The 17,763-nt window shown below is 61.5% G+C and carries 17 protein-coding genes; 9 read left to right on the top strand and 8 right to left on the bottom strand.

The window, feature by feature from the left end:
- Positions 1 to 69 precede the first annotated feature (69 nt).
- The 9 genes from ACFV9H_RS05890 to ACFV9H_RS05850 all read left to right on the top strand — a co-directional run bounded on the left by ACFV9H_RS05890 (position 70) and on the right by ACFV9H_RS05850 (position 5,862).
- Positions 70 to 396 carry a hypothetical protein gene (locus tag ACFV9H_RS05890; RefSeq protein WP_385393850.1) on the top strand — a complete coding sequence of 109 codons (327 nt, stop codon included), beginning with the start codon at positions 70 to 72 and terminating at the stop codon, positions 394 to 396.
- A 26-nt stretch (positions 397 to 422) separates the two neighbouring features.
- Complete coding sequence (locus ACFV9H_RS05885; protein WP_385393848.1) at positions 423 to 674, top strand: hypothetical protein; 252 nt, start codon at positions 423 to 425, stop codon at positions 672 to 674.
- Between the two features lie 109 nt (positions 675 to 783).
- On the top strand, positions 784 to 1,008 hold the full coding sequence (locus tag ACFV9H_RS05880) for a hypothetical protein (protein WP_385393845.1): 225 nt from the start codon (positions 784 to 786) through the stop codon (positions 1,006 to 1,008).
- 63 nt (positions 1,009 to 1,071) lie between these two features.
- A complete protein-coding gene (locus ACFV9H_RS05875; RefSeq protein ID WP_385393843.1) occupies positions 1,072 to 1,425 on the top strand; it encodes a hypothetical protein in 354 nt (117 codons plus the stop codon).
- A gap of 244 nt (positions 1,426 to 1,669) precedes the next feature.
- Positions 1,670 to 3,136 carry a hypothetical protein gene (locus tag ACFV9H_RS05870; protein ID WP_385393841.1) on the top strand — a complete coding sequence of 489 codons (1,467 nt, stop codon included), beginning with the start codon at positions 1,670 to 1,672 and terminating at the stop codon, positions 3,134 to 3,136.
- Positions 3,137 to 3,462: 326 nt separating this feature from the next.
- Positions 3,463 to 3,792 (top strand): Lsr2 family protein, encoded by a 330-nt coding sequence (locus tag ACFV9H_RS05865; RefSeq protein WP_385393838.1) that lies wholly within the window; start codon positions 3,463 to 3,465, stop codon positions 3,790 to 3,792.
- Positions 3,793 to 3,989: 197 nt separating this feature from the next.
- Positions 3,990 to 4,559: a DUF6283 family protein gene (locus ACFV9H_RS05860; RefSeq protein WP_385393836.1), complete on the top strand. Its 570-nt coding sequence runs from the start codon at positions 3,990 to 3,992 to the stop codon at positions 4,557 to 4,559.
- 77 nt (positions 4,560 to 4,636) lie between these two features.
- Complete coding sequence (locus ACFV9H_RS05855) at positions 4,637 to 5,194, top strand: Lsr2 family protein (RefSeq protein WP_385393834.1); 558 nt, start codon at positions 4,637 to 4,639, stop codon at positions 5,192 to 5,194.
- 50 nt (positions 5,195 to 5,244) lie between these two features.
- Positions 5,245 to 5,862 (top strand): hypothetical protein, encoded by a 618-nt coding sequence (locus ACFV9H_RS05850; RefSeq protein WP_385393831.1) that lies wholly within the window; start codon positions 5,245 to 5,247, stop codon positions 5,860 to 5,862.
- A gap of 100 nt (positions 5,863 to 5,962) precedes the next feature.
- On the opposite strand, the gene ACFV9H_RS05845 is transcribed toward ACFV9H_RS05850, so the two are convergent.
- The 8 genes from ACFV9H_RS05845 to ACFV9H_RS05810 form a co-directional block, all read right to left on the bottom strand.
- Entirely contained in the window at positions 5,963 to 6,202 is a 240-nt protein-coding gene (locus tag ACFV9H_RS05845; RefSeq protein ID WP_385393830.1) for a hypothetical protein, read from the bottom strand.
- Positions 6,203 to 6,236: 34 nt separating this feature from the next.
- Positions 6,237 to 7,124 carry a peptidoglycan-binding protein gene (locus ACFV9H_RS05840; protein ID WP_385393827.1) on the bottom strand — a complete coding sequence of 296 codons (888 nt, stop codon included), beginning with the start codon at positions 7,122 to 7,124 and terminating at the stop codon, positions 6,237 to 6,239.
- 381 nt (positions 7,125 to 7,505) lie between these two features.
- Positions 7,506 to 9,176: a glycerophosphodiester phosphodiesterase gene (locus ACFV9H_RS05835; protein WP_385393824.1), complete on the bottom strand. Its 1,671-nt coding sequence runs from the start codon at positions 9,174 to 9,176 to the stop codon at positions 7,506 to 7,508.
- A 128-nt stretch (positions 9,177 to 9,304) separates the two neighbouring features.
- Positions 9,305 to 10,375, bottom strand: a complete 1,071-nt coding sequence (locus ACFV9H_RS05830) for a hypothetical protein (RefSeq protein WP_385393822.1) — start codon at positions 10,373 to 10,375, stop codon at positions 9,305 to 9,307.
- Positions 10,376 to 10,379: 4 nt separating this feature from the next.
- Positions 10,380 to 11,804 (bottom strand): siphovirus ReqiPepy6 Gp37-like family protein, encoded by a 1,425-nt coding sequence (locus ACFV9H_RS05825; protein ID WP_385393819.1) that lies wholly within the window; start codon positions 11,802 to 11,804, stop codon positions 10,380 to 10,382.
- A gap of 8 nt (positions 11,805 to 11,812) precedes the next feature.
- Positions 11,813 to 12,724, bottom strand: a complete 912-nt coding sequence (locus ACFV9H_RS05820; RefSeq protein WP_385393816.1) for a phage tail domain-containing protein — start codon at positions 12,722 to 12,724, stop codon at positions 11,813 to 11,815.
- A 96-nt stretch (positions 12,725 to 12,820) separates the two neighbouring features.
- Complete coding sequence (locus ACFV9H_RS05815) at positions 12,821 to 17,377, bottom strand: hypothetical protein (protein WP_385393813.1); 4,557 nt, start codon at positions 17,375 to 17,377, stop codon at positions 12,821 to 12,823.
- Between the two features lie 8 nt (positions 17,378 to 17,385).
- Complete coding sequence (locus ACFV9H_RS05810; protein ID WP_385393811.1) at positions 17,386 to 17,739, bottom strand: hypothetical protein; 354 nt, start codon at positions 17,737 to 17,739, stop codon at positions 17,386 to 17,388.
- Between the last annotated feature and the right edge of the window lie 24 nt (positions 17,740 to 17,763).

Raw genomic sequence — 17,763 nt, 5'->3', positions numbered from 1 at the left:
TGAGCTTGGGCCACAGGTATCGGGTAGGCGCCTGTGGCCTTTGTGCTGGGCCTAGAGAGGAGAGGAAGCATGGAATACACGCACATTGCCGTTGGCGTGATCGGTAAGCCTCTGGACCTGAGGGTCTCTGTGGAATGGCGAGCGGGTGAAAAGGGGGTCCGGGTCATCCTGAAGGACCGCGAAACGCTGGAAGAGTTTGGAACCTTCATCGGCCCGACCAACGAGGCGGTTCCTGGCGAGACCCTGCCGGACAAGAAGTTGGATGAGCTCGTATGGCGAACGCTCTTCCCGTATCGCTTGATGGGCCCCGGTTGGACCACGCACCCAATCAGCCTCGCGTCTCACTTCTCGCTTGAGTGGGGCTGGACTTGGACTGACGAGCGCTCCGCGCAGTAACTCGAAACAGAGGAAAGGGCATCCCCGTGAACGCTGCAATAGAGATGCTGATCACGAACACGTATGAGGATGGGACTGAGGTTGTTACGCGACCGACAGCGACGGTTCCGTTGCCGCTACCCGAAGAGGGTACGGAGGAGCGGGAAGAGTGGGAGTACGACCACATCCATCCGCACACCGGCACCGGAAAGACCCAGGGTGACGCTTGGTATGACGTGGAAATCATCGAGTCCAGCGCTGCCGAACTGCTGGGCCTGACATTCGAGTTCGGATACTGACCCGCCCTGGCCGTCCCGCTGTCCCAGTCGTGAGCATGGCCGACCGTACGCGATCCCGCGGCCGGCCGGCTGTGCCCGGTCACTGGGGCCGGACAGGAGAGGGAAGGTCATGGCTGAGAGCGACCGAATCACAATTGAGCAGACGGCCCACGGGCAGTTTCAGACAACGGCTCATCACTTCGATGGTCTCATGGCCCGATACCTGCCCGCATCGGTTGCAGACCTGCGGGCCGTGATTGCGGAAATGTCGCCTGAGATTGACTGGTCCGACGTTTCCACGGTGACGGAATGCCTGATGATTCTGGCCGAACTGCACGGCTACGCCACGAACTAGCCAGGCGAGTTCAGTTCTGCTGAACCAACGGTGCGGAGCTTTGTAACCCCGTATCGTCCTGAGATGAACTACCCAACCAAAGGAGTGCACGAAGTGCCGTACGTGGATAAGCCCGAGCTCGTAGAGATGATTCGGGTGAGCGAGTTCCTGAACGCCAATGAGGCTGTGCTCTCGGACGCGCTGAGGGAGCGTATTCAGGGCTTGGAGAAGACGGCCGCGGAGATGCGTCGGCAGTACGAGGCCGGCCAGGCAGACCCTGAGGTTCTGGCGGAGCAGAACCGCCCCGGATCCATTGTCACGAACGAGGGCTACCAGCAGCTCGCGGACAGCCAGGAGCAGCGGGCCGCGGAGATGCGCCGGGCACTGGAGGGGTTGCACGAAGTGCTGCGGTCGGACGAGTCGGAAGACGAGGAGTAGGCGTGCCTGGGAAGGCCGTAGGGATCGCGATTACCTACAAGTGCGCGGACTGCGGTGAGCAGTTCACGACGTGGCAGGACGCTCCCGCTAGGGCGGAGCAGATCACGTTGCAGTTGGAAGAAGAGCACGAGGACTGTCCGCAGGACTGATCTGAGCTGCTTTGGAGAGGCCGGCCGGGTACACCTGGCCGGCCTTTTCCATGGACGCTCAAAACAGGTGAGCGTATGACACAACTGGAGAGAGAGTGACCGCGGAGAAGACGCGTTTCGACGCAATGGCCTACGGGCCGCTCGGTAAGGCAGTGCGGGACGCGATGCCCCACACGGAGGCAGACCCCATCGGGGTCCTGGCCGCAGTGCTCGCGCTGTACTCGGCCGCACTGAACGGGAACGTCCGACAGCCCAACGGCCGCCCTGTGGTCGTCTGGACGGCCCTTGCAGGCCGCTCCAAGATCGGGCGCAAGGGGTACGCGCTGGGCACGGCTGAGGCGATCCTCTCTGACAGCGTCGGAGACTTCCTCAGTGTCCGCACTCGACAGGGCCTGTCGAGCGGGCCCGCGCTGGTAACGACCCTCTACGAGGCCGTAGAAAGCTCCCGAGCGACCGAGACCGGTCCCGACGGGCGGATCATGGTGGTTGATGAGGAGTGGTCGGCGACCCTCAAGCGCACGAACCGGTGCCCCACCTATTCAAGCGTCTTCCGGACTGCGTGGGACGGCAAGCGCGTGGTGAACACGACCAAGGGCAAGACGCCTGGCGAACGTGACGAGCAGGCTGTAGAGCGGCCGGCGCTGGGATTCCACGCTCACATCCAGCCTGGCGCCTGGGCCAAGTACATCAGCCAAGCTGAGGCGCTCGGCGGTTCGTACAACCGAATTCTTCCCGTGCTCACTGAGCGTTCCAAGCTCCTGCCCACGTCGGACGAAAACCCGCTCGACAGCATCAAGCCGTCCAGTGCGCTGCGTCTCGCCTACGAGTGGGCGTGCAAGCAGGAGCGGGCTATGACCCTGTCCCCCGCGGCTCGACGTCTGTACGACGAGCTTCGGGCGGAGTACGAGGACGAGATGGCAGAGATGCCCGAGTCCCTGTCTTGCTTCGTGGAGCGGTCCGACGAAAACGTCTTGCGGGTGGCCTGTGTCCTCACTGCCGCGTTCCGTAAGACCGTGATCACAAAGGAGGCCATTGAAGCGGCGAAGGCGTTCGTAGAGTTCAGCATCGACTCCGTGAAGCAGCTCGTTACCGAAGCTGCGTCATTCGCCGCCCGTCCCGTGATGGCCCTGGACGATCGGATTCGGAAGGTGCTGAGGGAGAAGGGACCTCTGTCCCGTACCCACCTCTACCGAGCACTCGGATCGGGTCGGTTCAGCGCTGACATGATCATGGCGGAAGTCGAGGCCATGCCGGACGTCGTGGCAGAGAAGCAGGTAGCAGAGGGGCGCTCTGGGCAGAAGCCGGTGATCTTCCGCCTGATCGAGCAGGAGGACCAGGAGCAGGAGATCAATGAGGATCTGACTGCCATCAAGACACCCGCTGCCGCGGCGCGGACTCGCTCCGCGAGGAAGGCCGCCACGAGCAAGGCGCCGGCCAAGCCGGCCACGGCTGCGAAGACACCCGCGGCTCGGAAGAGCGCGGCGAGGCCGCCGGCAAAGAAGACGGCAGCCAAGCGCACGGCGAAGAAGCCGACCACTAAGGAGCGCGAGCATGACAGCTGAGAGACGGGCGGAGGTGACCCCGGCGCTGATGCCGCTCAAGCGGCAAACCCGCCTCCGGTGCGTCCACGGACGGTACTGGAATCTGTGCCGGAAATGGGCCGATGGACAGTGGAAGGAGGGCTGATAGCATCCCCGCAACCGCACTGCTTCCGAGCAGATCCCCGCCCTGATACAGGGCTGTAGAACCCGTGTTTCCCAAGGTTTGGCCGACAGGTAGGCCGCCAAACCTCTTCACACATCCGAGCCCAACCCAAAGCGGTAGCCGGATGTCAGTGCCCTATGGCAGCATGCCAACCACCAGCGGATTTGGAAGCGGAGTTACTCGAATGGCGCAGAAGGTCATCACCCTCCTGACGGACGACATCGACGGCGGGGAGGCCGCCGAGACTGTCACGTTCTCCCTGGACGGGAAGACGTACGAGATCGACCTGAGCGAGAAGAACGCGGGCAAGCTGCGGAAGGCTCTGGACCCGTACGTGAACGCGGGCCGCAAGCAGCCGCGGGCGCAGGGTACGCAGCGCAAGCGCTCGGGGGCGCCGGCCGGCGCCGGCGACACGGCCGAGATTCGCGCGTGGGCCAAGGAGAACGGCTTCAACGTGAACGACCGTGGCCGCGTGCCGGCGGACGTTCGTGAGGCGTACGCCAACGCTCACTGAGCAGCTCGACAGAACGACAGCATGGCATAGGGGCCCCGCCAATTGGGGCCCCTATCTTTGAATTGGGGCTACGTGACCTTTCCGCAACAGGTACGTACGACACCGGTCAAGGCATGGGTGCAGGCTCGTCCCAAACTTCCCTTTCAGGTCTTGGACTCGCACCCAGACATTGAGGAAGCTCAGGTGCTTTTCGAGCGGTGCCGCGCAACGCTAGTGAAGGCTGGCAGTGTGGAGCGCTACGGACTTCACATGTTCAAGAGCCGCGGTGTATATCAAATAGCCCTCGTAGATCGTGGAGACTCCTCGAAGGAGGGGGGATTAGCGTGCAACACCAGCACACGGACGCGTGCCGTCCGACTCGTGAGGGCCGCATCAGAACGGATAGTGAGCTCGCCCATCGAAAGGCACCTTGTAATGAGTGCCCGTGGCGCAAAGACGCTCCAGTGGGGCGCTTCTCGCTGAAGCGCTTTGAGGAGATGCGGCAGACCAGTACGCAGCCTGACGCCCATGACCACGAGGCCATGATTCGTGCCGCTGCCGGAGAGCAAGAGCTCTTTGGGTGCCACAAGGGTGATCCAGCTACCGGTGAGGATCTGGCTTGCGCCGGATGGCTCGCGGTTGAAGGCCACCAGAACCTTGCCGTCCGCCTGGACGTTGCCTTGGGCCGTCTACCCGCTGCCGTTCTGCAAGCAGATGAGAGATGGCCTGAGCTATACGAGTCCTATGACGCCATGGTCGAGGCACAGAAGCCTACCGAGACCAACTGAGTACCCCAGACAACCGAACACCACCGAAGGCCCCGTCAGTCCGGCGGGGCCTTCGTCGTACCCAAGGAGAGACAGACATGGCCCGCATGGTTCAGACGATCTGGATCGATGACCTGGACGGCACCGAGACCACCAAGTCCTACGAGGTGGATACCGTCCGCTTCGGCCTGGACGGAGACGACTACGAGATAGACCTGACCCGCACCAACGAACGAGCGCTTCGTGAGCTCCTGGCGCCGTTCCTCGAAGCCGCTCGGAGCACGGTCATGGCCAAGGCCGGCAGCAGCCGGCGCCGCATGAAGCGCAGCGGAGATCCGGAGGCGGACGCGCGACAGCACTACACGCCCATCGAGGTACCGGAGTACCGCAAGAAGACGTGGCACAAGCGGACGGCTGGTCGAGGGGCCAACCTCTCGCAGCTCGTCCACGAGTGGACGCTGACTGAGCGGATTGCAGCACTGACAGACCACAACATCAAGCTTCTCGGTCAGTACATGGGGGTCCTGCCGACCAGCAGCGGCAGGCCGCCGAAGCTGAGCAGCACGGAAAGCCGATTCCGGAACCTGGAGATCATTGACTTCGACGGGAACGTGACGCCCTTCGGGCGGTACGCATACACAGTTCGTACCGCGTAGGCCGCCAACGCTCGCTAGCCTGAGGACAGTTGCCGAACGGATGGAGTGCAGTGAGCGCCAAGGTGGAGCCCCGACCGGAGACGACTCGGGGAGTGTTACTGAAGGACGCGGCACGGCCCGAGATGCAGGCACTCTTGAAAGTTCTTGAGGGTGCAGGGCTGGACCTGGCAGTCATGGGCGACGGTTCACAGGCTGTGTCCGCTGGCTACCTGGTGCGACCAGTCGGGGGCACCACGGTAGGCGCGTTCGTTGACTGGCTGAACCAGGGAAGCCAACTCGGCCAGCGCTCCAATGAGGAGCAAGAGCGTATGCGTGTCGCTGCGCTCGTTCTACGGCGCGGAAAGTGGCAGTTGCTTCCAGGCACGTGGCACGGCTTGCACGTTGGTCCGCCTGGTGGGTCGTGGTGGCCGGTCCCTGACGAGGATCGCGCACGCCTGTCCCTGGCGGAAGCGCAGGAGTTCGTGACACAGACGTACCCGGGCTGTAGTGACCTCCAGGCCGAACAGGATGATGAAGGGCACGTCATCGGCTTCACCTTCGTCGTGCCGGTGAACAACCGAAGTGAGTTCGGCTGGATCGTTGCGAAGACTCGGCACAGCGGATACACCGAGACCCACCGTGAGACAGCTCGGCGGGCCCTCCGGGCCGTCAACCGTATGCCCCTCTGAGCGAACGACAAAAAGCCCCCTCCCCAACCTGAGTCGGGGAGGGGGCTTTTTGCATTTCTCTCTCAACCCGAGACAGACCCCTCTGTCTCAGATCAGGGGGCTACTCGGCTCGCCGGCCGCGTAGCTCGTCCTCCCATGGGGAGGGGGCGTACAGGGCCTTCAGGGTCTTAGTGTCCTCGTGCCGCTGCACGGCCTCACCGAGGCCCAGGCCGAGGACGGCCGCGGCTACCGCTAGCCACGCCTCATCAGGGAGGCCAGGCCAATAGAGCTTGGCCAGGGAGGCCACAGCGCCGAGTACGGCGTAGATCCGCACAGCGTGCTTGGAAAGGAAGTCAGTCATGGGAGATCACATCCGTTGGTAGTGAGTGGGTAGATCAGGAGAAGAGCCGGCGCCACGTCTCCGGCCCCGGGTAGCCGTCCGCACCGCTGCCGGACCAGCCCTGTGCAACCTGGAAGGCGCGTACGGCCTGGCGGTCACTGTTGGTCCAGGTTGGGCCAGCACCCACGGAGTAGAAGCGGCCGTAACCGCGCTTGATGAGCTGCTGCCCGAGCTGCGTGACGTAGCTGTTTCGGGCCCCTGGGCGGAAGTAGCCGGCACCCGGGAACGGGGGCACCGCCGGCTTCGGCTCCGGCTTTGGCTCGGGCTTCGGCTTGGTTGGGGTGGTCGGCTTGCCGGCGGAAATGGTGGCCTTGATGTCCGCGCGTACCGCGTCCATATCCATCATGGTTCCGGCCTTGATGCCGGGATCCCACTTACCGGGACTGCCCCATTCGCCGTGTCCGATCACAGACCCCTCGGTCCAGTCGTGGAAGTCGCAGATAGCCGCGGCAAGCAGGCGAAGAGTCGCGTACTGCGCGCCACTCATCTTGTGCGTGCCGGAGTACCAAATCTCAACGCCGTAAAAGTGCCGGTTGCCGTCTACGGTGGATTCGTTGTCCGTGGGGATATCGGTTTCGGCCTTTACGGCTTCGAGAACGTCAGGATCACCGGAGCCGGCGTGATTCGCGCGGCCCCAGCCAATCAGATGTACCGTGCCATCCTGAGCTAGGCCGAACTGAGATAGCGGGCCTGGAAGATCCGAGAAGCCGGCATACAGCATCTCGCGCTGATCCTTAGCGTCAGAACCCGTGTGGTGCACCATGAAACCGTGCACCGGACCCCAAGGGCCCTTGTGGTTTCGGTTGTGCGTCGCCCAGTCCTTGTACTCCTGGAAAGGGACGCCAAACTTGGTCAGCTGAGCCTTGATCTGCTCAGCAGTCATCGGAGTTGCCATTAGTCCTCCACGGGGTCAGTTGCCAGCCGTACAACGGCAAGGCGGTTGGGGTCGAGAGAGGTAAGAAGCTTGATCAGCCGCTTATTCTCGGCCTCAATCCGAGAAAGGCGTTCCTTGATCTCGGAGAGAGACCCTTCAAGTCGGTCCGCACGCGCGCGTTGGGCCTCAGCCTCTTCACGCCATACGCGCGCCGAACTTGTTCGAGCGGCTGCCAGGACCACGACGACGGCCGCCACGACTGAGGCGACGGTTCCGCCGAGGGTCAGAATCTGAGTTGGGTTCATGGGCGCCCCTGAAAGGCTCTGGGCAACACAAAGCCGGCCCCTGGTAGTTGGGGGCCGGCTGCGTTGCGGTATCGGTCTAGGAGCCCTACAGGGCGTTCACGGTGAGCTTTCGCCACCGCGGGCGGTTGGCCAGGTTGCTAATGGATCCGCCAGTGAGGTGGATGTACCCGCCTCGGTAAGTCGTGTTTGTACTCGTCACCGTGACATTGGGTGTTACGTCGGTCCTCGTAATCTTCACGTTCGCAGGAGTCACGTCGACCTGAAAGGACATCCACGTATTCGCGACAGGCGCGGCCGTAGCTGCCGTGGCTAGCTGAGTACCACTCGTCACGCCAGCTGTGTGACTGAATATCTGCATGTCCCCGTTTCCACGGAATGCCATGTGATAACCGCCCGCAGAATTCGCGGCTCCGAACTGGTACGAGCTGTCATCGGCCTTGCCGAAGGCGATACCCGCGTGTTCATTCGTCGGTACCGTACCGTCGAACTTCATCTCAAAGGTCACGCGGTACCCGTTGGTCGGGAACTCCGGGATGGAGCACGAGCCAATTAGAACGGCGTCGTTGAGGACATCCATGTATGCCACTCCGGTGCCGTCGTACTTCAGGTCACGAACACCGGAGTAGTACGTGCGGCCCATGTCGCCGGGAGCCTTAACCTGCGTCGCCCAATTGTCCTTCTTCAGGATCTGCTTGGTGGAAGACACCCACTTGTACTGAGCGCACATCATGCCCCAGACACCTAGGCCGACGAGAGTATCTCGCTGGCTTCGGCGGTGTACCTCCCAGCAAATGACCTTCTTCCCATCTGGGCGAGCTACGATCTCCTGTATTCGAGCAGGAGCCATCGTGTGAGGGACGCCCCAAATATCGATGTTCGCGCCGTAGGTCGCTAGATCGGCATCCGACGTAGCATCGTCCACGTACCCCCAGCAGGTGAAGCCTCTGGATCGCATTGTTGCGAACGTCGGGGATTTGTAATACGCCTTCCAAATCACTGACTGTGCAGCGTTCGGGTAATAGGTCTGCAAGATGTTCTGTACGATCGGGGCGGCCTCGTTGCTCTTGGCCTCCAGGAAAATGACCACCTTGCCTAGAAAGCGGTCGAGCACATCACGCAGATTAGGGAGAGGCTGAGGAGCCCAGCCATTTCCAAGGATCTGCTTAGGCTGGACAGTTACCCCGTTGATGAGCGACGGGTAAACCCAGTCGATAACGGGCCCTGTCGCATTGGTCGTACGGTCAAGGGTCTGGTCATGAACACAGACCGGGATGCCCTCGGCCGTTGTATTCACGGATACCTCGATAGCTCGCACGCCAGAGGTAAGCGAAGCGTCATACGCGGTCATCGTGTGTTCTGGGTACTCCATACCCGAACCGCGGTGAGCGATGTAGGCCGGCGCCGGCATCGCAAGGAAGGCCGCCACGCTCGCCGTTGGAGGGCCGGCGCTGGGAATGTACTGGGGCGGGACCAGGCCGTCAGTGCCAAGAGGTACAAGGCCACCCGGAGCGCCAATCCGGCTTTCGAGCTCGGCAAGTGTGGCCGCCTGAGTACCGTGCGGGTCCGCGGCTTCCAGGTGACTGACCAGTCGATCACCCACGTTCGACGGAAGGATCATCGTCTTGACGCCCGAACCGAAATCGACATAGAGGCGCTCAGGCGAGCTCTCAGGCCCGTAGAACGGCGGCAGCATGCCGTAGGTGTCAGCAGTAATGAACGTAATCGGGGCGCCTTCAGTATCAAGAAGATCGGTCACCTGAACGGCACCCTCTGAGGGACCATCCCAAATGGTTCCCGTGATTCCGGGTACCCGAACGCCGGAGGAATCCTCTGCAACGTCCGCAGCGGTACCGCCAAAAAGATTTCGTGCCATTCAGGTACCTCCTAGTAGCTGAAGTTTGCCGCCTCGTAAGTGCCAGTGACGGTCATGTACGCACGCCCCGGGATAACCCCGACACCATCCATGCCCTCTTCCGGAGTCCATTTCGACTGCATGTAGAGCCACATCACGTTACTGTTGGCTCCGCGGTTGACCTTCGCGGTAAGGCTGACAAAGTTCGGCATGTCGCCGCGCTTGCCCTCGTTATTGTCCATGTGCCCGGTAAACACCTGGCCGAACTTGCCGCTAGCGGCCACGGGTAGCGTCAGGCCGCACGTCCAAAAGCCACTCTTGAGCTTCATATCGGTCCACTCAAGGTTGTGCCAATAGAGGGTGAACCACACGACATTTGGCGCGATGTACCGCCAGTGCCCCTCACGCCAGACAGAAGCCGGCGTGTTCATGTTCACGATCGCAGGAGACCATGTGCGAGCCTTTCCGAGATGCCGGGTTAGAACGTATCCATCTCGGCCGTTGAAAGCTTCATACTGACTGTCGCCGCCATTGGCGTCCAGGTCCAGCCCAATGCCGTTCGGCCCCAGGGCCTGAATGGACTCCCGAGCATTCCAGGGAAAAGCAACCTGGTCAGGCATGTTGTACGGGGCTCGCGACCCTACGACTATGGACGCATCCTGAGCAGCTACGTCCACCTCGTGAAGCACCATTTCCCAGATGCCACCCACCACCCGGCGGGCTGCCGGCGCCACTGGAGAGGCCGCGGCCGTCCCCTTCACGACAGCCAGATTGACGGCCGACTTGGCCATGTCGAGCTGAAGAACGATGATGTCCTTCCGCGGCTTCGTTCCCGAGTTGGAGGCAATCGTTACCGTCTGCATTGCGGTGAGCTGATAGAAAAATCCACCCACCCACGCCTTTCCAGGCTTGATCTCCACCTGTCGACCCGCAACCACCTTTGCGGAAAAGGGTAGGTCTCCAGCTACCGCGGAAGTGGGCAGGTTGTAGTCAACGCGGTCCGGCCCCCACATGTGGCTCATGTTCTGCCACTGAGTCTGGGAGACAATGGCCTTCCCGCCATCCGGGTTGTCCGCGTTAAACGGATAGCTGATCTCTGCCATTGCGTCACATCCTCGCTTCGAGTCGACGTAGTTTCTTCTGCATGTCGTAAACGGTCCGGTAGAGGTTCAGCGGATCCCCGGAGCCCTGTTGGCCAATCTTCGGATTCACGTCCTGAGCGTTACCGCCATCGTCAACGGAAATGACAACCTCGCGAACAAGGTCCGTGTATTCCGTGCCATCGACAACCACGGTCACGAGATCCCCAACGAAGTAGTCCCGACCGAACTGGCAGTCGGCCGTATCGATTGGGTAGACCTGGAAATTGCCGCTCTTCTCGCCATCACGTAGGGCTGCGTCTGCGGCATCGGAAACCACCTTGAGGTAGTACGCAACTGCTGTGGGCTTCGCGGCCGTCAGGGCGGCCTTGAGGTTGTTTGTGGCAGTGGTTACCGTTGCTGCCGCGGCAGTTCGCTCTGCGTCGGTATCAGCGTCTGCGTACGCCTGCTGAGCTGCCGCTAGCTCGGTCTTGCGGGTAGTTACGAGACTGGTCCAGTCAGAGCCGTCCGGCTTCTGACCGATGTCCTCGATCCCGTCGCCTCCGGTTGTGGTGACCAGGACAGGACTTCCATCCGGGCCTGTCTTCAGGGGGACATCCCGGCGGTCCACGAAGCCCTCAATTGAGCGGCCCCATTCAGCTTCTGTGGCTGTGTCGATCTTCTGCGAGATGTACCGCTCTTTGCCCTGACCCTGGCAAGCCACAATAACGCGGGTCACCTTGGGGGCGTTGAGGGTGTAGATGTACTCCCGCAAGTTTCCCAAGTCCGTGGAAAAGCGTATGGACTTGGAGCGGTCGCGAGGCTTGTAAAGCTTCAGGTCTACACGCTGATAAGTCGGGTTGTAGATGAAGCGGTAGCCGATGCTCTTCGGCTTACACCACTCCTCAAGCTTGGTGCCGATCACGTCGTACCGGAGAGTGTCTGAGACCTCTTGCCCGATCTCAGGATCAGGGTTCGAGCCGGTGTTTACATGCGGCATCCTGCGGTCAGTGAGAGCAGAGGAGCCAAGGGCATGTTCCAGCTCCCACCACATTGCCAAACTGGCCGCGCCGGCCGCACCGCGGGTATTCCAGCCCTGCCACTGCTGAGGGACTGGAATGGTGGGACTCGGGAAGGCCAGCCGTGAATAAGCAAGCTGGTTGTGGCACTTGCCGCCGATGTAGAGCGAGCCCGGCCCTGTGTGTTGAACCTTGGTCCAGTATTTCTGATAGACGTCAACCTGTCCGCTGAGTACGGGATCGGCTACGCCGTCTTGCCAGATGACGACACCCCCGCCCTTTTCAATCATGTCGGACTGAGGTGTGCCGTCCTTGATGAGGATCTGCCAGGAGCCTTCCTGACTGAAACGTACTGTGAAGTCGAGTGAGATCCACTGGTCTATCTCACCAACCCGCTTCATGTTCTTGTCGAAGACTTCTACGCGGTAGCCCATAAGCCTCCTTAGACGAACGATGCATAACGGGGTTGGAAGGAAAGGGTGACCGCGGCGGCAGCCGTGCCGGCAACAACAGAGATTGCGGCAATGGTGTCTCCGGGATCAACAGGCCAGAACTGGGGAGCGAGGTCGAGCTTCGACCAGTAGTTGACTCCCGTGTTGTCCTTGACCGTCTTCTTTCCCGGACGGGTGTCAATGGTCAGCGTGCGGCCGGCGGGAACGAGGTCAAACCCGTCTTCCGGAGGTGAAGCCTTGATGAGGTCACCGTTCGGCCCCTGAAGCGAGAAGGACTTGATTGGACCAGTCAGCCGCCATATTGGCCAGGCTTCAACGTCCCCAGGGTTAGAGATGAGGTACTCCTCATCAGGCACCCCCATGACGCCGGAGGCCACCTTCACGGGAATGAAGCTTCGGGAAGTGTGCAGGAAGGTGTCTTCAGCGCCAAAACTCCACTTGGTTGACTGGGATCGCTCAGGGTAAAACCACGGATCCATAGCCGTAAAGGTCAGTCCGTACTTTGCCCAGCGGAAGCCGGCTCCATCAACGGACTCAGACCCCTCCATGCCACCCTTGTAATAGGCATCGATATAGCGGATACGGCTCTTGCTCTCCGTGAACTGGATTCGACAGAAGCCGCGGCGCGGGTTGAGGGCCTGAAACAGCATGCGCTTGAGACCGTTAATGGTTTGGCGGTCAATTCCGTGTAGGTAGACCGGCAACATGATTTCGCGGGCCTGAGCCCGAGCTCCTCTGTAGATAGACCCGTCCAGGTTTGGGGAGTCATCTGAGAAGAGCGAATAGGGGGGCATATCAAGGCCGGTGGCCCCCGGTTGAAGAATTACGCCTGGCCAGCGGGGGCCGTCCAGCTCGGTCAGGGGGATCGGCTCCCCCTGACCGTTCTGTCCAAAAAGTGTCACGCGGGTGTGTTCCCAGATTACCGGGGTAGGTGGCACTGGCCACCGAATAGGCGGTACCGGTGCCGTTGGTATAACGGGAATCGGCATATGGCCCCCTTAGAAAGTGGTGTAAAGCGCCTCCGCTGTCTGAAGGGCCCGCATGACTGCATGAGGCGTCGGTTCGTTTCTGGCCTCGTGCACGTGGATCTCGTACCTCTTCCCTAGGAGTGCCTCAGTTTCGGCGTTGTTGTAGACCCGCTCACCTCCACCAAAGTGGACGAGTTCGCGGCCCTTCTCCCCCACCATGGCGAATCCTGGAGAGGCGGACATGGTGCCCGTGGCATAGCCCGTGGTTCCGGCAAGCACTCGCATCCAGTTCGAACCGTACCGATGCAGGGCGTAGTTGAGCCCCGCATAGATGTTGGCTAGCGGATTGACGGACGTGCCGTACATGAATGGCCCGGTGTTCCTAAACGGTCCAGCGTAGGCGGCGTAGGTTGGTCCAATTACCTGAGCGAGGCCAACCGAGGGAGTGCGATTCTGCCAGTTGATATCCCACTTGTTAACCGCGTACGGATCTCCACCGCTCTCCATGTTGATTCGGTACAGAACCGTCTGAAGAGCCGTGCTAGGGATTCCGAGCAGGGACATGGCCTGAAGAGCGACAGTGGCCCACTGGCCAGCCCCGCCGGCTCCCGCCTTGGGAGCAAGTCCCGCAGCGAAATCCGGCATAGGCGCCTGAACCTTGGAGCCGTTCTTGAAGTCGAACAACCCCTTCGTGTTTGGCATAGACTCCTGTGCGTTGCTCATGAACTCGCCGTAGACGCGCGAGGCGTATGCCATAGGCGCATCCTTGATCTCCTTGACGGTCTCAACCATGCCAATCAGGTTGTTGTAGCTTCCCGAGAGGATGTCTCCGATATCGCCAAAGGCCCCGGTGAAGGTGTCGATGGGATTCGTTACCAGATCCCAAATGGCACCTAGGGAATCGCCCACGCCCGAATACAGGTTGTCCCACACCTTGCCGAGGGTCTCCATGCTGAACAGGTGAGACATGTAGCGCTTACCGCGCTGGACGATGTTTCCATCGCCCTTCCACACGTCATTCCAGAAGTAGTCAGCCTGTACGGGGCCGAGAGCACCACCAAGAACACCGGCTGCCTGTCCGACGAGTGTTGGCACCTTCCGAAGAAGGCTGAAAACGTCGTCGGTCATCCAGTCGTACATTCCTCGGAATTTCTCGGCCGCGGCTCCACCGCCGAAGCGGGCGGCCCCGTCACCGGTTCGCAGAATGCCGCCCTGAACGTGGCCGCCAAGCCGGTCTGAAGTTCCGTCCAGCTTCATCGTCTTCAATCCGGCAGTACCGATTGGGGCGATGTTCTGGAGGCTGATCAGTTCCTTGATGGCGTCAAGGTCGAGCTTGCCGCCACCACCGCTTGTACCGCGAGCGTGCCGGGAAAGCTGACCGCGGATGGCCATTGCGTTCCACGTGTTGATGGTCTCCTCGCCAAGGTGATTGGTCACCTCTGGTCGAAGTACCGCCTCACCAGGGCTGAGGATTGCAGGGATATTGTCGACCCACGGGGAGTACCCCGGCATGACGCCGGCAAAGCTGACGTCGGACTGGCGCATCACGCCACCACGAGCCCGCTTCTTTCCGCTGCTGCTTCCTCCGCCACCACCAGGAGACTTCTTGCCGATCCGGTCAAGAGCCCCGTCCAGTCCGTCACCCTCGTCTCTCGCATTCTTCAGAGCGCGAGCGAGATCATCCACGTGCCCCTTGACGTCCTTGAGAGAGCGCTGATTAAGGAGACCGATACGGCCGGCGACGGAGCCGGCGCCGGTTCCCTGGCCTACCTTTTCGTAGACGTCGTTAGCGGCATTCAGGAGGTTCCTGAACTCCTGGATAACGTCGGTTAGTCGACGCTTGTTCAGGTTGGCGGTACGGCCGGAGGCAGACGAGGACATAGCCCCGTCTCCGATCTGGTCCGCGGCCTGTCGGGCAGCCTGAGTCAGCTCGTCAACCGACTGACGGACGTTCGTAACTCGCTTGCCGTCGAGGTTGCCGACCCTGGTATTGACCGAGGTGACTTCCTTGCCGGCAGCTTCAGCGGCAGAGCGGAGATTGTTGGCCTCGCCCGTAACCGCGTTGAGGTTCACCGCGTCCAGAGCTCGAACCTTGTCGGCCGCCTGGCCAAGCTCGGTCACAGCCTTGCGGGCGGCCTGCTCCACCTGGTCCAGCTCCTGACGGAGTTGACCGACCGAAGTCCGATTGAGCTGCTGTGCCTGCTGCTGAACGTTGTTCACGGCCTGGCCGGCCTGGTTGGCCGTCCCCTGTACGGAGTTAGCCCCGTTGCCGCCCATGGCGTCAGCGATCTGCCGGAGGGTCTGAGAGTTCAGCTCGCGCAGTTCCGTGCGTAGACGCGTGGTCTCGTCACGAGCCTCGCGGGCCTGGCGCTCAAGCTCGGCCAGTTCCTGACGCTGGGAGGCGTCTGGGCCAGACCTGCCGAGTGCACTGTCTAGGACCCGACGACCAACAGAGCGGGTGTCTCCGCCGTTGCGGTCCGCACGCCGGCGCTCATACGCCTCACGGCCAGCTCGGCGCTGGGCAGCCTCGGAGCCTCCGAAACGACGAACCTCCGCCTCGGCCTGGCGCCGGGCTTGCCTCTGGGAACGAAGATTTCCAACGCCTTCGGCACCACGGGCTACCCCGCGTGCGAGTGTCCCCAGTGGAGCGAGGGCCCGGCCGAAGAGACCGGTGACCTTGCCGAGAACCTTGGAGAGCAGTCCTACCGCGAGGATGAGTGGGCCCCACTGAATGAGGAACTCGGCTACCTTGACTACGACTTCCTTAATAGCCGGGTGCTTGTCTATGTACTCAGCAATGCCCTTGAGCGTGGACGCGAAGGTCTCTATGCCCTCGAAGAAGAGATCGAGTGCAGCGGGGATCTTGTCTCCGTACTGCTTGGCAAAGTCTTCGGCCTCGTTGAGTAGACCGCCCTCGTACGTGGTGACTTCCTGACCCCAGTGGTCTTTGCGGGTGACCTTCTTACCCATAAGACGCTGACCGAGAGCCGTGTACTCGATCTCACCAGTCTCGGAATTCTCCTTGGCGAAGAGATTGCCTAGCGCAAGCTGGGCACCTTCCCGCATCTGCTGAAGACGGCCGGTGATGGTGGCAGAGGTGACCTTGGAGGCAAAACCCTTGGTTCCGTTCTTCGCCCACGCGTCAAGGAGCGTGTCAATCATGGCCGGCCCCTGAAGGCCGCCGGTCTCCTTGGCATTAGCCATCAGCTCAAGAATCTGAGCCGCGGCCGTGTGCTTCGTCTTCTTGCCGTCCTTGCCAGTGACTACCTTGTCTTGGTAGCCCATGAGCTGTGCTAGCTCCTGGACCGGAATACCGGCCGCAGCAGTAAACTGCTTCAGGTTTCGGGTCGGCACGCGCTCTAGGTCAAGGATCATGTCAATGGCGTACATGGCGCGGGCAACCATCTGAGGATCGAGGTTACCGGCCTTGGCCGCATTGTCACCGATCATCATGACGATATCGGCAGCCTTGAGAGACGCCTTTCTACCGGCCGCCTGGCGTACGTTCGGATCCTTGGACTGAGAGCCTTCCTCGTGTGAGAAGAGGGAGCGGATGTATCGAGTCATATACATCTGCATGTCTTCGATGGAGAAAGGCGTGTCGACACCGTACTGACGGATCTTCTTCAGAGCCTCAGCCGAGTCCTTAGAGGAAACGTTGGAGCCCATAAGGCCGAGCTGTCCGAGGATCAGAGAGTCAGCACTCTTAACACCGATGGTGGTCAGCAGTCCGCCGGCCATAGCAAGTGGTGCCAGGAACTTGGTAGCGAGGATGTTGCCGGTTTCCGTGATGGAGGTGCCGACATTCTCAAAGTTCGTACCGAGCTTCCTGAGCCCACCCTCAGCACGGCTGAAAAAATTCTGCGTGCTGGTCGTGGTTGCAGTCATCTGCCGCTGAAGGTCCCGCATTCGGTCCCGCGTCTGCGTCATGATGCTCTGCTGCGAGGCTATGCCGGCGTGCAGCTGCTCGCGCTGGGCCTGAGCCTCGGACCGGATGAGTGCGATGCGCTCGCGAGTGGCCTCGCGCTGGGCCTGGACCTGAAGGCGCTGCTGGCGGTCGGCCTCGCGGGTCATCTCCCGCTGTGTGCGCTCATGGTCGCGCTGCTGCTGGCGGGCCAGACGCTCAGCTTCTCGTACACGGAAGCGCTCCGCCTCAATGCGGTCGAGTGCGGCCCGCTCCTCCTGGCGCACGGTCTCCCGTAGAGCCTGCCTCGTGGTCTGAGACGCACCCTCGGTAAGCCGCTCGTAGGACGCATAGAACTGGCGGAGCTCACGCAGCCTCTTCGCGGCCTCCTGGCCGTACTGCTGCGTGACGTGCCGCTCCAGCTCCTGAAGGGTCTGAGCGGTGTCCCTGGCTTCAGACTCAACGGCCTGCTTAGCCTTCTTAGCCTGCTTGGCCGCCTCACGAGGAAGGCCGGCGAGGCCCTGCGTCACCGCACGGTTGATGTCCTGTGCCGCGGAAACGCCGAGCTTCTGCATCTCCGCCTGAACCTTGGTGCGGAGCTCCTTCATGTCCTCGGAGGTGACCTTAGGCACGATCTCGATATAGCCCGTGCCAACCTTAATTGCCCCGCGTTCAGACGCCATGAGACCCCCTAAAGGCTGCTGATCTGCCCCAGGAAGTTCGACAGCTCCTGTGCGGAACTGAACTGCTCTACGGGCTGTTCTTCTGGCTCGGGCTGTCCCGGCCGTGGAATCGGAAGAGGTTCGTCAAGGTCATCAGAGTCTTGAGCGTTGGCCTTGAAGAAGAGGTAGTTACTTACCTCAAGAGCGTCAGAGATTCGGGCGAGGAGATACTCAGACTCGCCCCAACGGGTCCGCTCGTCCATCGCCTCAAGGAGCGTGGATCGGCCCGGCTTTTTCATGAGTGAGTTGATCAGAACACCAACTCGACGGATCGATAGCCGTCCGCGCCACAGGTCCAAGAGATCCACGCCGAAGAACTCCAAGAGGTCAGCCTCTAGTTCATCGTG

Source organism: Streptomyces sp. NPDC059874, assembly GCF_042731135.1.
GTDB lineage: Bacteria > Actinomycetota > Actinomycetes > Streptomycetales > Streptomycetaceae > Streptomyces.
This window is presented reverse-complemented; position numbering and strand designations above follow the sequence as displayed.

Coding starts and splice junctions, on each gene's coding strand:
- ACFV9H_RS05855 (WP_385393834.1), top strand. CDS start 4,637: ATGGCCCGCATGGTTCAGACGATCTGGATCGATGACCTGGACGGCACC.
- ACFV9H_RS05875 (WP_385393843.1), top strand. CDS start 1,072: ATGAACTACCCAACCAAAGGAGTGCACGAAGTGCCGTACGTGGATAAG.
- ACFV9H_RS05865 (WP_385393838.1), top strand. CDS start 3,463: ATGGCGCAGAAGGTCATCACCCTCCTGACGGACGACATCGACGGCGGG.
- ACFV9H_RS05830 (WP_385393822.1), bottom strand. CDS start 10,375: ATGGCAGAGATCAGCTATCCGTTTAACGCGGACAACCCGGATGGCGGG.
- ACFV9H_RS05825 (WP_385393819.1), bottom strand. CDS start 11,804: ATGGGCTACCGCGTAGAAGTCTTCGACAAGAACATGAAGCGGGTTGGT.
- ACFV9H_RS05890 (WP_385393850.1), top strand. CDS start 70: ATGGAATACACGCACATTGCCGTTGGCGTGATCGGTAAGCCTCTGGAC.
- ACFV9H_RS05815 (WP_385393813.1), bottom strand. CDS start 17,377: ATGGCGTCTGAACGCGGGGCAATTAAGGTTGGCACGGGCTATATCGAG.
- ACFV9H_RS05840 (WP_385393827.1), bottom strand. CDS start 7,124: ATGACTGCTGAGCAGATCAAGGCTCAGCTGACCAAGTTTGGCGTCCCT.
- ACFV9H_RS05880 (WP_385393845.1), top strand. CDS start 784: ATGGCTGAGAGCGACCGAATCACAATTGAGCAGACGGCCCACGGGCAG.
- ACFV9H_RS05845 (WP_385393830.1), bottom strand. CDS start 6,202: ATGACTGACTTCCTTTCCAAGCACGCTGTGCGGATCTACGCCGTACTC.